This window comes from Levilactobacillus parabrevis ATCC 53295 (assembly GCF_001434055.1).
GTDB classification, from domain to species: Bacteria; Bacillota; Bacilli; order Lactobacillales; family Lactobacillaceae; genus Levilactobacillus; species Levilactobacillus parabrevis.
On record NZ_AZCZ01000017.1, the window covers coordinates 37,497 to 57,489 of the forward strand.

The 19,993-nt window shown below is 52.1% G+C and carries 19 protein-coding genes; 17 read left to right on the forward strand and 2 right to left on the reverse strand.

What is annotated here, in order from left to right; translation table 11 throughout:
• Positions 1 to 4: 4 nt before the first annotated feature.
• The 16 genes from plsX to rplS all read left to right on the forward strand — a co-directional run bounded on the left by plsX (position 5) and on the right by rplS (position 18,616).
• The gene (gene plsX, locus FD07_RS06075) at positions 5 to 1,039 is read left to right on the forward strand and encodes a phosphate acyltransferase PlsX (protein ID WP_020088993.1); all 1,035 of its coding nucleotides are present in this window, start codon (positions 5 to 7) and stop codon (positions 1,037 to 1,039) included.
• Positions 1,040 to 1,166: 127 nt separating this feature from the next.
• The gene (gene acpP, locus FD07_RS06080; RefSeq protein WP_020088992.1) at positions 1,167 to 1,418 is read left to right on the forward strand and encodes an acyl carrier protein; all 252 of its coding nucleotides are present in this window, start codon (positions 1,167 to 1,169) and stop codon (positions 1,416 to 1,418) included.
• 343 nt (positions 1,419 to 1,761) lie between these two features.
• Complete coding sequence (gene rnc / locus FD07_RS06085; protein ID WP_020088991.1) at positions 1,762 to 2,457, forward strand: ribonuclease III; 696 nt, start codon at positions 1,762 to 1,764, stop codon at positions 2,455 to 2,457.
• A gap of 12 nt (positions 2,458 to 2,469) precedes the next feature.
• Positions 2,470 to 6,024 carry a chromosome segregation protein SMC gene (gene smc, locus FD07_RS06090; RefSeq protein ID WP_020088990.1) on the forward strand — a complete coding sequence of 1,185 codons (3,555 nt, stop codon included), beginning with the start codon at positions 2,470 to 2,472 and terminating at the stop codon, positions 6,022 to 6,024.
• Positions 6,024 to 7,538 (forward strand): signal recognition particle-docking protein FtsY, encoded by a 1,515-nt coding sequence (gene ftsY / locus FD07_RS06095; protein WP_020088989.1) that lies wholly within the window; start codon positions 6,024 to 6,026, stop codon positions 7,536 to 7,538. Before smc ends, ftsY begins: the two co-directional genes overlap by 1 nt.
• 315 nt (positions 7,539 to 7,853) lie before the next feature.
• Complete coding sequence (locus tag FD07_RS06100; RefSeq protein WP_020088988.1) at positions 7,854 to 8,195, forward strand: putative DNA-binding protein; 342 nt, start codon at positions 7,854 to 7,856, stop codon at positions 8,193 to 8,195.
• Between the two features lie 19 nt (positions 8,196 to 8,214).
• Entirely contained in the window at positions 8,215 to 9,678 is a 1,464-nt protein-coding gene (ffh, locus tag FD07_RS06105) for a signal recognition particle protein (RefSeq protein ID WP_020088987.1), read from the forward strand.
• Between the two features lie 339 nt (positions 9,679 to 10,017).
• Positions 10,018 to 12,666 (forward strand): cation-translocating P-type ATPase, encoded by a 2,649-nt coding sequence (locus tag FD07_RS06110; RefSeq protein ID WP_020088986.1) that lies wholly within the window; start codon positions 10,018 to 10,020, stop codon positions 12,664 to 12,666.
• Between the two features lie 47 nt (positions 12,667 to 12,713).
• On the forward strand, positions 12,714 to 13,898 hold the full coding sequence (locus FD07_RS06115) for a P-loop NTPase family protein (protein ID WP_020088985.1): 1,185 nt from the start codon (positions 12,714 to 12,716) through the stop codon (positions 13,896 to 13,898).
• Positions 13,899 to 13,901: 3 nt separating this feature from the next.
• On the forward strand, positions 13,902 to 15,254 hold the full coding sequence (locus FD07_RS06120; protein WP_020088984.1) for a vWA domain-containing protein: 1,353 nt from the start codon (positions 13,902 to 13,904) through the stop codon (positions 15,252 to 15,254).
• A complete protein-coding gene (locus tag FD07_RS06125; RefSeq protein WP_020088983.1) occupies positions 15,251 to 15,547 on the forward strand; it encodes a hypothetical protein in 297 nt (98 codons plus the stop codon). Before FD07_RS06120 ends, FD07_RS06125 begins: the two co-directional genes overlap by 4 nt.
• An 87-nt stretch (positions 15,548 to 15,634) precedes the next feature.
• A complete protein-coding gene (gene rpsP, locus FD07_RS06130; RefSeq protein ID WP_020088982.1) occupies positions 15,635 to 15,910 on the forward strand; it encodes a 30S ribosomal protein S16 in 276 nt (91 codons plus the stop codon).
• Positions 15,911 to 15,919: 9 nt separating this feature from the next.
• The gene (locus tag FD07_RS06135) at positions 15,920 to 16,180 is read left to right on the forward strand and encodes a KH domain-containing protein (protein ID WP_020088981.1); all 261 of its coding nucleotides are present in this window, start codon (positions 15,920 to 15,922) and stop codon (positions 16,178 to 16,180) included.
• Between the two features lie 670 nt (positions 16,181 to 16,850).
• Positions 16,851 to 17,369, forward strand: a complete 519-nt coding sequence (gene rimM / locus FD07_RS06140) for a ribosome maturation factor RimM (RefSeq protein ID WP_020088980.1) — start codon at positions 16,851 to 16,853, stop codon at positions 17,367 to 17,369.
• Complete coding sequence (gene trmD, locus FD07_RS06145) at positions 17,369 to 18,148, forward strand: tRNA (guanosine(37)-N1)-methyltransferase TrmD (RefSeq protein WP_020088979.1); 780 nt, start codon at positions 17,369 to 17,371, stop codon at positions 18,146 to 18,148. Before rimM ends, trmD begins: the two co-directional genes overlap by 1 nt.
• A 111-nt stretch (positions 18,149 to 18,259) precedes the next feature.
• A complete protein-coding gene (gene rplS / locus FD07_RS06150) occupies positions 18,260 to 18,616 on the forward strand; it encodes a 50S ribosomal protein L19 (protein WP_020088978.1) in 357 nt (118 codons plus the stop codon).
• 215 nt (positions 18,617 to 18,831) lie between these two features.
• Here rplS and FD07_RS12795 read toward each other — a convergent pair whose 3' ends face one another.
• Together FD07_RS12795 and tnpA are read right to left on the reverse strand one after the other, a co-directional pair.
• Positions 18,832 to 18,915 carry a putative holin-like toxin gene (locus tag FD07_RS12795; RefSeq protein ID WP_225419762.1) on the reverse strand — a complete coding sequence of 28 codons (84 nt, stop codon included), beginning with the start codon at positions 18,913 to 18,915 and terminating at the stop codon, positions 18,832 to 18,834.
• Between the two features lie 241 nt (positions 18,916 to 19,156).
• Positions 19,157 to 19,576, reverse strand: coding sequence for an IS200/IS605 family transposase (gene tnpA, locus FD07_RS06155; RefSeq protein WP_020088977.1), 420 nt, complete (start codon positions 19,574 to 19,576; stop codon positions 19,157 to 19,159).
• A gap of 95 nt (positions 19,577 to 19,671) precedes the next feature.
• Here tnpA and FD07_RS06160 point away from each other — a divergent pair.
• Positions 19,672 to 19,993: helix-turn-helix domain-containing protein (locus FD07_RS06160; protein ID WP_156403280.1), on the forward strand; the 322-nt coding region annotated here is incomplete at its 3' end.

Sequence of the window (19,993 nt, forward strand, 5' to 3'; positions counted from 1 at the left end):
AATTATGAAAATTGCCGTTGACGCAATGGGTGGCGATTACGCCCCCGCTGAAATTATCAAAGGTGTCGAATTAGCACGAGACGCTTACAGTGACGTTGAATTTTTAGTATACGGACAAGAAGAACAAGTGAAGCCGTTGATTCAAGACGATAGCCGCCTTACGCTGGTGCCGGCCACTGAGGTCATCACCATGGAGGACGAGCCAGTCCGGGCCATTCGTCGGAAGAAGCAGTCGAGTATCGTCCTGGCAGCGAACGCCGTCAAGGATGGCGAGGCGGATGCCTTTTTCTCCGCTGGTAATTCCGGGGCTGTGTTGGCTGCTGGCTTGCTAATCGTTGGCCGAATCAAGGGCATCGATCGGCCAGGGTTGACCACAACGTTACCCGTCCTGCGCAAGCCGGATCAGTCCAGCTTTGTGATGCTGGACGTGGGCGCAAATGCTGATACCAAGCCATTTAACGTCGTGCAATACGCTGTAATGGGCCAGTACTACGCACAATCGATCATGCACGTGAAGCAACCCTGCATTGGTCTGTTGAACAACGGGACCGAAGCCGACAAGGGCGACATGGCTCACCAGGCCATCTACCAAGCTCTGGCCAGTATCGACAGCATTAACTTTATCGGAAACGTTGAATCACGGGAACTCTTAAACGGGGCCGCTGATGTGGTCGTGACCGATGGGTTTACGGGGAATGCCACGTTGAAAGCTATTGAAGGGACGGCGCTCTCCATGCTGAAGCTCATCAAGGGTGAAATCATGAGTGGTGGCCTGGGTGGTAAGATTGGGGCCAGCATGCTGAAGCCAGTCTTCAAGAATGTCCAGAGTGCTATGGATTACTCTCAATACGGTGGGGCCGTTCTGTTGGGCCTGAAGGCGCCAGTTGTGAAGACCCACGGCTCCAGCAAGGCACCGACCGTCAAGAACACGATTGGTCAGATTCGCGAATTGATCGAAACCAAGAGTGCTGATCAGTTGGTCAGCTACTTTGCCAATCACACCGACGAGATGGCGGCTTTGAAGGAATCCTTGAAGTAAGCGTCAAAGTCGTGGTGCCACGGGTCATTTCATACTAAAAATGGATTCGTGACCGATATTAATTTGCTAGACAAGGTCAGCCAAAACGGTTAGACTACTTATTGAATACTGTGAGCGAGGGATAGATATGACGAGAGCAGAAATTTTTGACAAGATTGCCGATATTATTGCCGATCGGTTCGAAACCGACCGGGACCAAATCAACGAACAGTTGAATTTTAAGAAGGACCTAGACGCCGACTCCATTGATTTCGTGGAATTCGTCTTGGAACTGGAAGATACGTTTAACGCGGAAATTTCCGACGAAGACGCCGAGAAATTGATGACCGTTGGCGAAGTGGTCGACTACATCGTGGCCCACCAAACCGAAGATAAATAACGATTGAGCGAGTCCGGGCCGCATTTCTTTGTCCCGGGCTTTTTCAATCAATTTAGAGAGTGCAGAACAAGGCGCTTAGGTCCCGAGCATTAACGTCATTAGGCACAAAATCCCGGGCCTAGGTTTTTGCCTAATGGGGTAGCGCAGGGACCTGCCTTGTGGCGCACGTTTCGGCAATATGAAATTAGGAAGGCTCCGAACCAGTCTTGTCAGTCAGAGAGCACAAATGCTTGAGGTAGACGAAGGGCGATGGGGTGCCCTATTATGTAGGGTCGGTACAGTATCAGAACCAAACACAGGCCCCAAGTACTTAACAGAACAACAGAAATGAGGGAATTAGCGCGTGATTGCTGGATTAAATCAAGAACTAAAAGATAACTTCGATATCCATTTTAAAGATCAATCCTTGCTAGATGAGGCGTTTACGCAGGCTTCTTACGTCAACGAACACCCCAATCAGGGACTCAAGTTTTATGAACGCATTGAATTTTTAGGGGATGCGGTCATGCAGTTGGTTGTATCCAACTACATCTTCCGACGGTACCCCAACATGCCGCAGGGACGGTTGACCCGGTTACGGGCAGCCATGGTGAATGAACAGAGCTTTGCTAGTTTTGCGCGTGAGTGTCACTTCGACCAGTACATTCGGTTGGGTCGGGGTGAAGAGAAGGCGCAAGCCCGGCAACGTGACTCCCTGTTATGTGATATTTTCGAATCGTTTATCGGGGCGTTGTACATGGATCAAGGCCTGGACAAGGTCGTGGGCTTCGTCACGACGGTTGTCTTCCCTAAGTTGGATGAGGGGCGTTTCGACGAGTTCTTTGATCACAAGACGGAATTACAGGAACTGGTTCAGAAGAACGGCTCCGTAACCATTGATTACCGCTTGCTAGACGAAGAGGGCCCCGACAATGATCGGGCCTTTGAAGTCGCCGTTTACGTGGACGATAAAAAATTGGGTGAGGGCCACGGCCACTCGAAGAAGCACGCCGAACAAAATGCGGCGCGCCACGCCCTGGAGAATTTGAAAACAGAGTAAGGATGACTAACGATGCGGCTAAAGACATTAGAAATTAGCGGGTTCAAGTCCTTCGCGGACAAGACCCGAATTGACTTTTTGCCGGGGATGACCGGCATCGTCGGCCCTAATGGTAGTGGGAAGAGTAATATTTCTGAAGCCGTGCGATGGGTTTTGGGGGAACAATCAGCGAAGAGTTTACGGGGGAGTAAGATGCCTGACGTGATCTTTGCTGGGTCCGCCGACCGGCACCCACTGAATCGTGCGGCGGTGGCAATCACATTGGATAACAGTGACCACTACTTGAAGAGCGACTACACGGAACTAACAATCAGCCGCATCCTGTACCGGTCCGGCGAGAGTGACTATCAGATCAACGGGCAGAACTGTCGGTTGCGTGATATTACGGAGCTATTGATGGACTCGGGAATGGGACAAGACTCGTTTTCAATCATTTCACAGGGACGGGTCGAGGCAATTTTCAACAGTAAACCCGAGGATCGACGGAACATCATCGAGGAAGTTGCCGGTGTTTACAAGTACCGTAAGGATAAGGAAAAGGCCCAACGTGAGCTGGAAGAGACCATGGCGTACCTGCATCGGGTTGAAGACATCGTGGCCGAGCTTGAGGGTCGCTTGGAACCTTTGGAAGAACAGAGTAGCTTAGCTGAGGACTATCTGGACCAGCAGAAGAAGTATGCGCTGTTGGAAAAGACGCAACTGGTTCGGCAGCTTCATGCGGAATTAGACCAAAAGGGTTCTGCGGACGCGGCAGTCAAGGAAAAGCAGCAATTAGTTGCCGACCATCAGACCGCCGAACGCGACCAGACGGCGACGGTTCAGACGCTCAAACAACGTCAAACGGCGTTGCTAGCCAAGAAAGATGACCTGCAGGCGAAGCTGGTTGCGGCCACCCAGAAGGTTGAACAATGTCAGGGACAGGTGAATCTGTCCGGTGAACAACAACGCCACCAAGACGAGCAACGTCAGGCAACCACGGATCAACGCCAACAGTTGCGGCGTGAAATAGCGTCGAACCAGGAACAGTTGGCAACGACCGAACGGACCTTAGAGGATTTAACGGCAGCCATGACGACGGCTGAGGCAGAGATTCGTGAGCTGACCAAAGCCACGTCCCCCAAGACGTTGCGTGATCTGCGCGCTAAGTTGGAACACCTGCGAACAACCTATTTCGATCAGAAACAGAGCGTTGCCAACTGGCGGAATCAGCGGCAATATATTCAGCAGAATCAGGAACGGTTACTCCAGCAAGGCGAACGAGTCGCCCGCCAGTTAGTCGATTTACAGGCAACGGAAAAGGCGGCCCAGGCCAAGGTTGATGCGGCCACCGAAACGGCGACAACGCACAAGTCCAAGCTAAATGCGGCGGAGCAGGCGCTCGACACCGAGGCTGGTCAGTATCAGCAAAAACAACAGACTTATCAGCAGTTGCAACACAATTGGCAGGCCGCGTTGGAAGTCTACCAACGGGCGCAGACCAAGGTGGCGAGCCAACAGGCGGCTTCGGCTGAGTACGGCGGCTTCTACCAAGGTGTGCGGGCTATTCTCAAGCAGCGCCAACAGTTTACTGGCCTCTTAGGAGCCGTTTCAGAGTTGTTGGATGTCCCAGAACGCTATACGGCAGCCGTTGAATATGCACTGGGCGGTCAGCTCCAGCAGGTGGTCGTGGATAACGAGACGACGGCAAAGACCGCAGTCGGTTATCTGCGTCAGCAACGTGCTGGCCGGGCGACCTTCCTACCATTGACGGCCATTCATGGGCGTCAGGTCGACCGGACGACGCGGCAGAATTTGCAGTCGCTGACCGGTTTTCTAGGGATTGGGAGCGAACTGGTCAAGATTGACGACCGGGCCACCAATATTTTAGAGTACCTGTTGGGGACCACGATCTTTGCGGCCGACCTCGACACGGCGGTGGCGATTAGTCAGCAGATTCATCACCGTTATCGGGTGGTCAGTCTGGCCGGTGACGTGGTCAGTGCCAGCGGGGCCATTACCGGGGGACAAGCGCGGCAGACTCACAGCAGCGTGCTCCGGCAACAACAGGATCTCCAGCAGTTACAGGATTCAATTGCTAAGATGAAACCACAGTTACAAGAACAAGAAGCCAAGATTAAGGCGACCAGAGCCACCATGCTGGCGAGTGAACAGCGGAGTCAGACACTGCAGGCGACCATTAATCGGCTACAACCGCAGTGTCGGCAACTGGATGATGACTTAGCCAGTGCCCAAACCGCGCTGTCCCAAGCCAGTCGGCAGGTCAAAGCAGCTCAGTTGGATATCGACCAGGCGAAGAATGCTGGGGATGACCAACAGGATGCTCACTTGGCGGAGCAGATTTTGACCGGTGAGAAGCAGATTACGGCGACCGAGGCGCAGGTCCAGACCGTCCAGAAACAGATTGAGACGGTGACGGCCGAACAGACGACTAAGCAAGCGCAACTCTCTGAGAAGCAGGCTTGGCAGGCCGGGGCCAAGGAACGCCAACAGCAACAACGGATAACCTGTGCGGATCTGAAACACCACATTGAGGCGGCTGAGCAACAAGTCACCACGTTGACCACCGATTTGAAACAGTTGGATCAACAGGAGGCGTTGACGCCGGCCGAAGCTGAGACACAGTTGAAACAGGCACAGGCCGATCGGGAAACCATCGACCACGAGCTGGCTGCCAGCAATGAAACATTGACCACGGTCAACGACCAATTGGCAGCGGCTGAGGACGCAAATCAGCGGACTAGTGGGCTGCTGCAACTGGCCAACGACGACCTGCAACAGGCGCAGGTCAAGCAGACCCGGTTAGCCGCGTTGATCGACCAGCAACAGAATCAACTTTCAGAAAAGTACCAGCTTAGTCTAGCCGGGGCTGAGAAGGAAGTTAGCGACCTGCCCGATACCGAGTTGGCCGTGCAGTTGAAGCTCTTGAAGCGGGGGCTGGATGAGATTGGAACGGTCAACGTGAACGCCATCGCCGAGTACAAAGAGGTTCGTGAGCGTTACGACTTTTTGACCCAGCAACGCGATGACTTACTCACGGCCCGTGATCAGTTGACTACGAGCATGGATGAGCTTGATGGCCAGGTCAAACGGCGATTCAAACAGAGCTTTGATCAGATTGCCGAGAAGTTTGCGGCGACGTTTAAGCAGATGTTTGGTGGCGGTAAAGCCGAGCTGGTCTTGACCGACCCCCACGACCTGTTGACCACGGGAATCGATATCATGGCCCAGCCACCGGGTAAGAAGTTCCAGAACATGGGACTCCTTTCCGGGGGTGAACGCGCCCTGACGGCAATTACGCTATTATTTGCGATTTTACAGGTACAACCCGTACCATTCTGTATTTTGGATGAAGTGGAAGCGGCGCTGGATCCGGCCAACGTGACCCGGTTCGCTCGCTACATTCATCAGTTCCAGGATCAGACTCAGTTCATCGTGATTACCCACCGGCAAGAGACGATGGTTCAAGCCGATATCTTATACGGGGTGACGATGCAGGAGTCCGGCGTTTCCAAGATGGTCGCCGTAGATCTGGATAAACAAACCACGACGGAAGGGAAGCAATCCTAATGGGATTATTTGATATTTTTCGGCGCCGGGCCAAAAAGGAACCGGAAAGCCAAGCGCCAGAATCAACGGCACCAACCAGCAGTGCTGAAACACCAGCCAGCGCTGTGGCCGCACCAACCAGTGAGGCAGTAACTGCCGAATCGAGCAGCGCTGTTGACAGTAGTGCCGCTAGTTCAGCAAGTGCTGAAACGAAAACACCAGCGTCATCAACGGCAACGTCAGATGAGGCGCCCGCTGCTAGTAGTGCAGCTTCAGAGCCAGAATCAGCCGCTGAGAAAGCTACGACTACTGAGACTGAAAGCACCAGCGAAGCAACACCGACCCCTGACAGCGCGGCTAGTGAAGCTGCGGTGACGCCAGCCGAACCAACACCGGAGTCAGCAGTGGCATCCGTTTCCGAAGCGACACCAGCAGAAGAGACGGCCGAACCGGATTCCGTAGCGAGTGCCGCTACTGAACCGGCAGCCACTGAGGCGACAACGTCTGAAGCCCCAGCAACGGCTGAACCGGCCACGACTGAGAACCCAGTACCCGCTGAATCCGTCGACCAACCAGTTAGCGATGAACAGCTCTACGACAAAGGGTTAGAGAAGACCCGGCACACGTTTGGCGAACGACTGAACGCTTTGCTGGCGAACTTCCGCCACGTCGATGAGAGCTTCTTCGATGACTTGGAGGAGACACTGATTGGTGCCGATGTTGGGTTTGACATGGCCGTGAAGCTCAGCGATGAGTTGCGCGACGAGGTTAAGCTCCAGAACGCCAAGAAGTCTGCCGATGTGCAGAACGTGGTGGTCGAGAAGCTGGTCGAGATTTACGATGCGGCCGGTAACGATGAAAGTACCGCGTTGAACATGGCCAAGGAGGGCCCAACCGTGATCCTCTTTGTCGGGGTCAACGGGGTTGGGAAGACCACGACCATTGGGAAGATGGCCAACCGCTATCACCAGGCCGGCAAGAAAGTGCTACTGGCTGCGGCCGATACCTTTAGAGCCGGGGCCACGGAGCAACTCGATGTCTGGGCCAAACGGGCGGATGTTGATATCGTGACGGGGAAGCCACAATCTGACCCGGCCGCTGTCGTTTTCGATGCCGTACGTAAGGCTAAGGAAGAGGATTACGATATTCTCTTCGTGGATACGGCTGGGCGTTTGCAGAACAAGGTCAACTTGATGAATGAGTTGGCCAAGATGAAGCGAATCATCACCCGTGAAATTCCAACGGCTCCTCACGAAGTTTTGCTGGTGCTGGATGCAACGACTGGGCAGAACGCGTTGACGCAGGCCAAGTTGTTCAAGGAATCCACCGACGTGACGGGAATCGTTCTGACCAAGTTGGATGGGACCGCCCGTGGGGGAATCGTGTTGGCCATTCGCAACGAGCTCCACGTACCTGTGAAGTTTATTGGACTGGGTGAACAGATCTCAGACTTGCGGCCTTTTGACCCGAACGAGTTCGTTTACGGTCTGTTCAAGGGCCTGATCGATGTGAAGGCTTTGGAAAAATCGCGTTAAATTTAAATTTTAAACGAAAGCTGGGTGACCTCTACCGTTGTAACGGCTGGGGTTGGCTAGCTTTTTACGTTAGGATTCTTTTTACGAGAGACGTCAAACGTCAAAGAACTTGAAAATTTTTATTTTCAGCACGTAAAGAACGCGAAAAAAATTGACGAAACCGCTAAAAATCGGTACTCTAGTAGAGTGTGTAAGTGCGTGGATGGGTCCCGTCATATTTTCCAAATGTGTGAAGCGTTCCCGGCAGACCGGCAACGGCAGTCGGGGATGGTGATGATCCAGTAAGCGCGGTGTAACTATCTGGGAGGACCAATCATGGAAATTGAAAAAAATTATCGAATTAATTCCTTATTTGCGTTCTACCAGCCGTTGTTGACCGCAAAGCAGAATAATTATATGCAGCTGTACTACGGCGATGACTACTCCCTGGGTGAAATTGCCGAGGAATTCAACGTGAGCCGGCAGGCGGTCTATGACAATTTGCGGCGGACGGAAAAGATCCTCGAAGATTACGAGGGCAAGCTTCATCTTTATCAAGAATTTACGGCTCGTAACCAACAGGCCGATGAGATTCAGGCATACGTGGCGGATAATTACCCCAAGGACGCCAAGCTCAACCGGTTAGTTGCGGGACTTGAAAATCTAGAAGAACAATGAAAGTTAGGTGGCAATACGAATGGCGTTTGAAGGATTAACTGAACGACTGCAAAACGCAATGCGCAAACTTCGCGGGAAGGGGAAAGTCTCCGAAAGTGATTTGCGCGAAACCATGCGTGAGATTCGGCTAGCATTACTGGAAGCCGACGTTAACTTTACCGTGGTCAAGGACTTCGTGAAGCAGGTCCGTGACCGGGCAATGGGTGCCGATGTGCTGGAAGGGTTGAACCCCGCCCAACAGATCGTCAAAATCGTTGATGAAGAATTAACGAAGACCATGGGGGAAGAAGCCGTTCCCCTGAACAAGTCCGACAAGATTCCAACGATCATCATGATGGTTGGGCTTCAAGGGGCCGGGAAAACGACGACTGCCGGGAAATTAGCCCGGAAGTTGAAGGAAGAAGAAAATGCCCGTCCTTTGATGATTGCCGGGGATATTTACCGGCCAGCTGCCATTGAGCAGTTGGTTCAGGTCGCCCAAGGCATCGACGTTCCCGTCTTCCAACTGGGAACTGACGTGGACCCCGTGGAAATCGTGCGGCAAGGGTTAGCCCAAGCTGAAGCGGACCACAACGACTACATCATTATCGATACCGCCGGTCGTTTACAGATCGACGAACAGTTGATGGACGAATTGGCCAAGATCAAAGCCTTAGCCCATCCTGATGAAATCTTACTGACGGTTGATGCCATGACTGGGCAAAATGCCGTGGCCACCGCCGAAGGGTTCAACGACAAGCTGGACGTCACCGGGGTTGTACTGACTAAGTTAGATGGCGATACTCGTGGTGGGGCCGCACTGTCCATTCGGGCCGTGACTGGTAAGCCAATCAAGTTCATTGGTCAAGGTGAAAAGATGTCTGATCTGGACGTCTTCCATCCCGACCGAATGGCGTCACGTATCCTGGGTATGGGGGACATGCTTTCCCTGATTGAAAAGACCCAGAAGGAATACGATGAAAAGCAAGCCCAAGAACTGACCGAAAAGATTCAGGAAAATTCGTTTGATTTCAACGACTTCCTGGACCAGATCGCGCAGATTCAAAAGATGGGACCCATGGATGAAATCATGAAGATGATTCCAGGGATGGCCAACAATCCTGCCTTGAAGAACGCTCAGATGGACCCTAAGGATATGGAACATTTGAAGGCCGTCGTGTATTCCATGACGCCACAAGAACGGACCAATCCTGACCTCTTGAATCCTTCCCGTCGCCGGCGGATTGCCGCTGGTTCCGGTCGTCCCATCCATGAAGTGAACCGGATGATCAAGCAGTTCAACCAGATGAAGAAAATGATGAACCAGGTTTCCAAGGGGAACATGTCTGGGATGGAACAAATGATGGGCGGCTCTGGTATGGGTGGCATGGGCGGTGGCGCCGGTATGGGCCGCATGCAGAAGATGGCCATGAACCGGATGTCCCGTCAGATGAAGAAAAACAAGAAGAAGCGTCTTAAGAGTAAGAAAAAGCGGCGGAAGTAGCTCTCCTGGGCTGACCAGTCGCGAGCGACAACCGATAACGTTTTTCATAAATACCGATATTTTCACGACGAACTTGCAAAAAGCTAGACGCCGAGAAATTTATTCGGTATACTGTCCCTAAAGCAATTCATAAGGGAGTAACTAGCAGGAAACTCTGCGGCAATATCGTCAGCAAGAAGCCAATCCGGTATTGTCTTAAATAGTGAGACTTATGTGTGTTCACGAATTTTTGTGTGCATGCGTAGGCCTCATTTTTTTAACCTCATTTAATGATGACCGTTAATCATTATCGTGGGTTAAGCAAGTGAGGTCGGCGCACACCATAGGAGGAAATGGAAAATGGCAAAAATCCCAATTTACCAGCAACCCGTGTCCACTATTTACCAGTCACTGCGGACTGATGCGCAGGGTTTAAGCGCAACGACTGCACAGGAGCGGCTGGCGCAGAACGGCAAAAACGCGTTGAATCAACAGAAAACAACGTCTCTCTTGCAGAAGTTTATCGCACAGTTCAAGGATTTCATGATCATCGTCTTGCTGGTCGCGGCATTGATTGCTGGGCTGACGGGTGAAGTCGTTGATGCCGTGATCATCCTGATTGTGGTCGTGTTAAACGCCATTTTCGGGGTATTTCAGGAGGCTAAGGCCGAGGAAGCCATCAATGCCTTAAAGGAAATGTCGGCCCCCAACGCCACCGTGCGCCGGGGCAACGTGGTCACGACCGTCAAGAGTGATGAACTGGTGGTTGGGGACATCGTATTACTAGAAGCTGGTGACATCATCCCCGCGGATCTGCGGTTGGTCGCGGTGGGCTCACTCAAGGTTGAGGAGTCCGCGTTGACCGGGGAATCCGTACCGGTTGAAAAGCGTGACGGCGTCTTGACGGGTGATGACTTGCCCATTGGAGACCGGGCCAACATGGCGTTCATGAACAGTAATGTCACGTATGGTCGGGCCACCGGGGTCGTCATCGCGACTGGGATGCAAACGGAAGTCGGCCGGATCGCTGGTATGATTGAAGCCGCCGATGAGACGACCACGCCACTACAGGCCAACCTGACGCAACTCGGAAAGTCCCTGACGATTCTAATTCTGGTGATTGCGGCCATCGTCTTTGCCATGGGAATGTGGCGGCAGGCTGAAACCCTGATCGACATGTTACTGACGGCGATTTCCTTAGCCGTTGCGGCGATTCCAGAGGGGCTACCCGCTATCGTTACGATTACCTTGGCCTTGGGAACCCAACGAATGGCCAAGCGTCACGCCATTGTGCGGAAATTACCGGCCGTGGAAACGTTGGGAAGTACCGACATCATCGCCTCCGATAAGACGGGGACGCTGACGCAAAACAAGATGACCGTTGAAAAGGTTTACCAGGATCTAAAGCTGGTCGACGCCCACAGCCTGGATTTTGAGCGAGATAACCTGTTGGCCCAGACCATGATTCTCAGTAACGACACTAAGATTACGGCTGAGGGCCTGGCTGGTGACCCCACGGAGACGGCATTGGTTCAATACCAGATGGATCGGAACTACCCGGTTGATCAAGTCCTAACTGACCGGCCGCGAGTGGCAGAAATCCCCTTCGATTCTGAGCGGAAATTAATGTCGACCATTCATCCTTTAGCCGATAATCAATTCTTGATTGCCGTCAAAGGTGCGCCGGATGAGCTGCTGAAACGCATCACTCAGATTGCTAAGAACGGCCAGGTGACCACGTTAACGGCCGCCGACCGCGAGACTATCTTGACGACGAACCACGAGATGGCGACGCAAGCATTACGGGTCTTGGCGTTTGCCTACCGCATTGTCGATGCTATTCCTAATGATATGACCAGCGCCAACGTGGAAAATGATCTGGTCTTTGCCGGAATGGTGGGGATGATTGACCCTGAGCGACCAGAAGTCGAACAAGCTGTGGCCGATGCTAAGTCGGCCGGGATTCGCCCACTGATGATCACGGGGGACCACCGAGATACGGCGGCCGCCATTGCCACGCGTTTGGGGATTATCGAAGAGGGTGAAACTGCCGCGGTGATTACCGGGGCGGAATTGGACGAAATGGACGACGCAACCTTTGCCAAGAAGGTCAAGGATTACGCTGTTTATGCGCGGGTTGCACCGGAGCATAAGGTGCGTATCGTAAATGCTTGGCAGAAACATGGCAAGGTCGTTGCGATGACCGGTGACGGGGTCAACGATGCCCCCGCACTGAAGGCCGCCGACATTGGGATTGGCATGGGGATCACGGGAACAGAAGTGTCTAAGGGGGCCAGTGATATGGTGCTGGCCGACGATAACTTCTCGACAATCGTGGTTGCCGTTGAGGAAGGACGGAAAGTCTTTGCTAACATTCAAAAGGCCATTCAGTATCTGCTATCCGCCAACCTGGGGGAAGTCCTGACGCTGTTCATGATGACCATGTTGGGTTGGCAAATTCTGGCACCGGTCCACATCCTCTGGATCAACTTGGTGACCGACACCCTGCCAGCGATTGCGCTGGGGGTTGAGCCGATGGAACGTAACATTATGAAGCAACCGCCGCGGGGTCGAAAGTCTAACTTCTTCTCCGGCGGGGTGCTGGGCGGTATCCTCTATCAGGGGCTATTGGAAGGCGCCATCACACTGTTTGTTTACTGGATGGCAATCACTTATCCGGTTCATGCAGCCGCCAACTTGGCCCATGCCGACGCTTTGACCATGGCATTTGCCACGTTAGGTTTGATTCAACTCTTCCATGCCTTTAACTCCAAGTCGATTCATGGGTCGATCTTCACGGTTGGCTTGTTCCGGAACAAGTTCTTTAACTGGGCAATCGTCATTGCCTTTGCACTGTTAGCCATGACGATTCTGATTCCGGGCTTAAACGGCATGTTCCACGTGGCGCACCTGGATCTGTTCCAATGGGCCATCGTCTTGGGTGCTTCATTCATGATGATCGTCATTGTGGAAATCGTTAAATTCTTTCAACGCCGCGTGGTAAAATAATGGTAATCGTTATTTTACAGAATGTGACCTGAAGGGGTGTGAAGGTAGTGGCCTTAACGTATCAAGCGTGTTTGCAAGCAACCAACGTCGTCATAGCGAGTGGGAGTGTGCCCACCATCGTGGGTGAAGCGGGGATTGGGAAATCTGCGTTAGTCGCGGACCTGGCCTGTCAGCGCCATGCCAAGTTATTTACGACGGTCGTCAGTTTAGTGGAAAAGGGGGATCTGGTGATTCCCGTGCCACCACTGACGAGTGATTCCTTTGTCCAGACCGAAAAGTATGGGTCGCTGGCCGATGTGCAATTCGGCTATTCGCACACCCTGGTCGCCATGATTCGTTACGCCGAGGCCCATCCAGATCAGGAGATCATCTGGTTTTTGGATGAATTTAACCGGGGAACGCAGGCGGTTCAGAGTGAGCTGATGAACCTTGTGCTCCAACGGCAAATCAATACGTTGACGCTACCGAAACAGGTCCACCTGATCCTTGCGGAGAATCCTGATGCGACCATGGCCGGTTTCGAGCAGAGTCGCTACGGCGTGACCCCCGGGGATGCAGCGATTGCGGACCGGACGACGCGGCTCGTCTTAACGGCGGACGCCACGACTTGGTTGGCCTGGGCGACACAGACGAGCGCTGGGCAGCCACGAATTCACCCGCTGGTCACAGCTTATCTAGCGGAAAATCCCGCCGATCTGCACGTGGTCGCGACGACCAATGCTATGGCGGATGATGACCTGCAACCGACACCCCGTGCCTGGGAGCGGGTCTCCCAAGCCTTACACGAACTAGAACAGCAACGACTCCTGAGTCAAACGGCGGTCGTGGCGGCCATCATGCAAGGAAACTTGGGGATGACGGTCGGCACGGCTTTTGCCGGTTACGTGCAAGAGCAGCGGCCGGGATTGACCGTTGATCAAGCGTATACGACAGCTGATGCGGTGGCCGTCTTCAAGGCGCTAGCACCCGCGCAGCAGCAACAAATTTTGCGACTATGTTTGGCCGCCAATGCTGCGGAATGGCCCTTGACGACGGGGAGTACGGCCCAACGGTTCAGCGAATTGTTAGCCGCCTGTCCTGCCGATGGTCAGTTTGCGATTGCTCAACAGCTGGCGGAGGAACCAGATCTGTTGGAACAGTTAGCGGCTGTGACGGCGACAACGCCCGGTGTGGCGAAGTTGTACCAGCAGTTAACGACGATTGGCAAGCGTGGTAGTCAGATCGAGGTGTAGGCGATGACCAGTTTAACGCAGGATTTGAAGCGGTTGGCTACGGTGCCGCTGGCTGATCAGCGGTCACAAACTCAGAAACTTTACCGTAATGCGGTTATGGCACTATTACAGACGGACCCCTTCTACGGCCACGTGCTCAGTCAGCTGACGCTAGAGGTTGGTCAGGGGCGTACGCCATTAGAGCTGCGGCCAACGACCACTGATTGGCGACTACGATTAAATCCTGATGCCATAGCTAAACAGAGTTGGACCGGAGCGCAGTGGGTAACGATGCTCCGACACACGGTACTACACTTGCTGTGGCAACACCCGCAACGGTACGCCGCTGCGCTACAGACACCGGCGCAGGCCGGACTGGTACGGTGGGCGACGGACGCTGCGGTCAATGACTATCTGACCGATTTACCGGCGCAAGCAATTACCAGTCAAAAGCTCCAGCAGCTGATTGGGCAACCGGTCTTGCGGCAACAGGATTCGGCCGTTTATTTTCAACAATTGCGTCAATGGCGGGCCAAGCAACACGCCTCGACACAGCCTAAACCGGCTGGTGGACCGGCGCATCCGGGAACCGAAGTGGCCCACCTGACCGCCACCGAAGGGACTGAGCCGACCGATTTGGACGGCCACACGACCTGGGGCCAGGCAGACGCTACCGCCGCAGCTAATCGCGAACAGTGGCGTCAACAGCTCTTCCAACACACGGCGGACACCTTGACGGCCAAGCAACGAGGAACGCTCCCTGGGGCCGTTCAGGCGGCTCTGACGCCTACGATGGCCGAGCATCCGCTAGATTGGCGAGCTTTGCTCAAACGGGGACTGGGACAGGTGCCAGCGGGGCGTCAGCCGGCGTTTGGACGATTCAATCGTCGGCAACCGGCGCGAATGGAGCTCCCCGGACAAATCGTGACGACTTGGCAGAAGATTTCGGTCTTTGTTGACGAGTCTGGGTCGATGGGGGACCGCGAGATTAGCTACCTGTTGGGGCAGATGGCCGCGTTATTAGCCGTTTATCCCGCCCAGGTGACCGTTTATCCCTTTGATACGGTTGTGGACCCCAGTAAGAGCTTTGACTTACAGCGACGTCCTCAGTGTCTCATACGGACAGGTGGAGGTGGCACGCGGTTCCAAGCGGTCCTCGATGTCTTGCCCCGGCTTCTGCAGGGGGCGAGCGGTCAGCTGGTCATTATTTTGACGGATGGCTATGGTGAACGCCACTTGAAGCCAACGTTACCGGTACCCGTGATCTGGTTGCTGACGAGTCCCGTCGCGGCATTCTCAGTCGAGTCGGCTCCCGGTACCGTGGTCAGTCTAATGGCTGATCCGCAATGGCAAGCGATAAGGAGGGAAAAGTCGTGACCCAACAATTAACGGCGGCCGAGTTACGGTCGTTGATCAAACAAACGGCCCCGTATCGCAATGCTCACGCCATATTGGCTGACGAGTGGGGTGCACGGGCCCAAGAGAATCCGTTGTTCCAAGAGCCGATTACCGTAGCCGACCTCCAGTTTGCCAAGGATCTGCAGGCAGCAGGAGTGAGTCCGGTAAAATTAGAGTTCGACGATTACGGGGCCGTTCAGCGGTGGATTGCCGCAAATCAACAGTATTTAACCCCGAATGATCGGGCCTGGTTACAGCGTCCTTTCGATTAATTTCGAGGTGTAAAGAAAAAACCCTTTACATCATATCCATAAACTGGTATATTATTACACGTTGAAAGAAATACAGGAGGTGTCTACATGTCAGTTAAGATTCGTTTAAAGCGGATGGGTTCTAAGAAGCGCCCATTCTACCGGATTGTGGTTGCCGACTCACGGAGTCCTCGTGATGGTCGTTTCATCGAACAAGTTGGAACGTACAATCCAGTTACCCAACCTGCTTCAATTACGTTGAAGGAAGAATCTATCATGAACTGGTTGAACAACGGTGCTCAACCTTCAGATACGGTTAAGACTTTACTCTCCAACGCTGGTATCATGAAGCAATACCACGAAGCTAAATACACTAAAAAGTAGTGATTAGCCATGACCGATTTTAAGGCATTAATTCTAGCAATTGTTAGCCCACTCGTGGAACATCCCGAAGCTTTGGTGGTAACACCTCAGGAGACGGACCGGTTCTACGAATATCGGTTAACCGTTCATCCGGACGATATCGGTCGGGTGATCGGTAAACAAGGCCGCGTGGCGCAGGCGATTCGTACGATCGTCTATAGCGTTCGCGTTCAAGGCAATAAACGGGTACGACTCATCATTGATGACCGCCCGGCAAAGACTCTCGAGTGAGGCGGCAACGTTTCCTCGAGTTTTTTTGTACCCCAAACTAAGCGCACATTAAACGGCTAACTGTCCGCCTGCGGTTGCCAGAGATTCTGCCTGCTGTGGGACCGCCGAAAGCCATAGAGCGGTCTTTCGGCTCGATTTGAAGCCGTGAAGAGTCACACGTCTCCAAATGCGTCCCGTGGTGCTAGCCGAAAAATATCAGCTAGCACCACCGTCACGGCTGGCGCCATCTCTGGCCTCCTCCGGCTAAGATAGTCGCGTTAATGTGACGACTGGTTTGGACGTAAACTGGTGGGAAACGGTGCTAGTAGTGGTAAAATACCACTGCGGTAATCCGTAGTTTTGTCGTGATCGGTTATGGGGGTCATTCAATTTAAATGATTTCTGAGTTGAGTAGACAGGTAAATTTGGTTAAAGCAATGTCAGCCGTGAGGGCGGTGAAAATAAACTCAGCCGTGGGAATTCTCTAAGCGACTTGTCGCTTAGAGAATTGGTGACTTTGAAACTCGGTTCTCAGAGGTTCAAAGCAAGTTCCGAGACCGCTCTGTGGCTCGGGACGTCCGCCCACCGCGTTCCGGTTTATTTTCACCGCCCGGTAAGGCGAATTAGTATAACTAGATAACTGAGTTAAAAATATAAAATAATCATTTTAAAAAATAGGGAGGCCAATTAGATGGCATATTACACAGTCGGGACCATCGTGAACACGCATGGTATCAAGGGTGAGGTCCGCGTTATGGCAATCACCGATTTTCCAGAGAGTCGTTTTGCGGTGGGCTCAACGCTTTACGCCTTTCAGAAGGGCCAGTCCAAGCCTGTTAAGTTGACGATTGCTTCCGAACGGCCCCACAAGAACTTTTACTTATTAAGCTTTGAGGGTAAGCCGTCAATCAATGATGTTGAAATCTATAAGCAAAGCACGTTGAAGGTGACGGATGACCAATTACAACACGATAAGTTACAACCTGGCGAGTACTACTACCACCAAATCGTGGGCTTAGATGTTGTGACGGTCGATGGCGAAGAGTTGGGGACCATCAAGGAAATTCTGTCGCCCGGCGCCAATGATGTTTGGGTCGTTGACCGTCCTGGCAAGGACGATCTGTTACTGCCGAAGATTGACCAGGTGGTTAAAAATGTTGACTTGGATCAACACCAAGTCACGGTTGAATTAATGGAGGGACTCGAGTAATGCGAATCGATGTGTTAAGTCTATTTCCGGATATGTTTTCCGGGCCAATGCACGACTCCATCGTGGGGAAGGCGATTGAAAATGGCCATCTAACCATGCCAGTCACCAATTTCCGAGATTACTCGACTAACAAGCACGGCAATGTCGATGACTACCCCTTTGGTGGGGGTGCTGGGATGCTGCTTCAACCGCAACCGATCTTTGATGCCGTTAAGGCTACGGAAGAACAGGCGGCGGCTGAGGGCTTGCCTAAGGGCCGGGTAATTTTGATGGACCCAGCTGGCGTCACGTTCAATCAACACGTCGCCGAAGAATTTGCCCATGAGGAACACTTAACCTTCCTGTGTGGCCATTACGAGGGCTATGACGAGCGTATTCGCTCACTCGTGACGGATGAGGTCTCCCTGGGGGACTTCGTGCTGACAGGGGGAGAATTGGCCTCTATGGTGATGATCGATGCCACGGTGCGGCTATTACCCGGTGTGCTTGGCAACGAGGAGTCTGCACCTGGAGATTCCTTTTCTTCAGGATTGCTGGAATATCCGCAATACACGCGGCCAGCTGATTTTCGCGGCATGAAGGTGCCTGACGTTTTGATTAGTGGAAATCACGGTAAGATTGACGAATGGCGGCAAAAAGAGGCGTTACGACGGACTTACACGCGGCGTCCTGACCTCATCGATCACAGCAAGTTGACCAAGGAACAGAAGCATCTGTTGGCCGACGTGCGGATTGAAGAGGAAGAACGGCAGGCTGCTGAGCAGGAGTCAAGAAAATAACCTTTACAGGTATTTCGAGATATGATACACTTACTTTTGGCTGTTTAGCCACAGAAACAACATTCCGCTGTCGAAACTGAGAATGAATGTTGGCGAAAGGATAGAATTGATATGCGCCAAAACAATTTAATTGCAAAGATCAACCAAGAACAATTACGGGACGATGTTCCAGACTTCCGTGCCGGAGATACTGTGCGTATTCACGCCCGTATCGTTGAAGGTACCCGCGAACGTATCCAATTGTTCGAAGGTGTCGTAATCAAGCGTAAGGGTGCTGGCATCCAAGCAACTTACACTGTACGTAAGATCAGTAACGGTGTCGGTGTGGAACGGATCTTCCCATTACACTCCCCACGTGTTGCTAAGATTGACGTTATTCGTCAAGGTCGTGTACGTCGTGCTAAGCTGTACTACCTCCGTGAACTTAACGGTAAGGCAGCGCGGATTCCAGAACGCCGTCGCAACTAGTAACAACTCAAAATACCAATCACTTCGGTGGTTGGTATTTTTTTGTGCTGAAAAAGGAGCAAACGTGTTTGGTGTTGCTCAACCAGGTTTTGTGGTATATTAAGGCTATAGCAAAAGCCGATGCTTGCACACCGGCCTTGCAAGCCGCTTTAAGAGCGGAGACAGTAACGACGACGGGTCGCCCTTAACTGGTCAAAGTTGAAGGGGCGGCTTTTTTATTTGCGATCGTTATGGCGATCGATAAGAATCATTAATGTTGCGAATGCCAACATTAACGACAGCGCTTGAAAAACACTCACGGGTCGTGAAACCTTTCTTCGGAATTTTCCATAGACCTCACCTCAAAAGGAAAAGACAGCCCCCGCACATAAAAACTCCTTGCCTGACTAGTGTATCAGGAATGAATGCATTCTTTAGGCAAGACGGCTTACAAATATAATTATCACTCAGTAGCGTACGCGTTAGACTAGTTCTAGCGGGTACGCTTTTTAATACAAATTAGGCAGAATTCCCTTGCTTTCAAGCAAGGGATGAATGCCACTATCTCCTTCGCTGACTGGCGATATAATTTTCTACAGTTTCCTTGCTCATATCACCAAGAGTACTCATGAAGTAGCTAGGAGACCAGAGATGCCCACTCCAGAACTTCTGAGCCTTTATCTCTGGATGTAATTCAAAGAATAAGCGCGCTGAACCACCTTTGAAGGCTTTGACAACATTGGTTGGTGCATACTTAGGCTTAAAGCTTAGTAATAAATGGATATGGTCCGGCATTACTTCCATTTGCTCAATGGTTACTTCATTCAGCCGGGCTATTTTCGTTAGAATGTCGGTCATTTCAGCGACTAACTTGGGCGTTGTAAATGCTTCATGCCGGTATTTAGTGACCCAGATCAAGTGAAAATGAAAGTTGTAAACATAACCTCGTTCGTGAATTATTCCGCCAAAATCATTGCTCATATGATACCTCCATAAATATTATTATAAGCCTTTTTGCTTTGGATTAAGTATACTCATATGCTATGCTACTATCAAGCAAGAGGAGGTGGTAATTTATGGCGAAGACAATGGCGCAATTACCTTATCATTATGGGGTTAAAGTTAGAGTCTTTCCTTCAACCAAACAAAGGCGGCTGATTAGGCGTAACAGTGACGCTAGTCGATTTATTTATAATCAGATGAATGGCATGAACAATGACCTGCTCTGGTTAAAGCAAGTGAAGATTCCAATTACACTTGTCTTAGATCGAATCGCTGATTTGACCGAACGTCTAAAGAAGCCATCAACTGCTATCTCCAATATTCACGGGTGGTTAAATCATCCAGACTTTGATAGTTTGATGAAAGCCAACGCTATCAAGAATTACAAGACTGCTT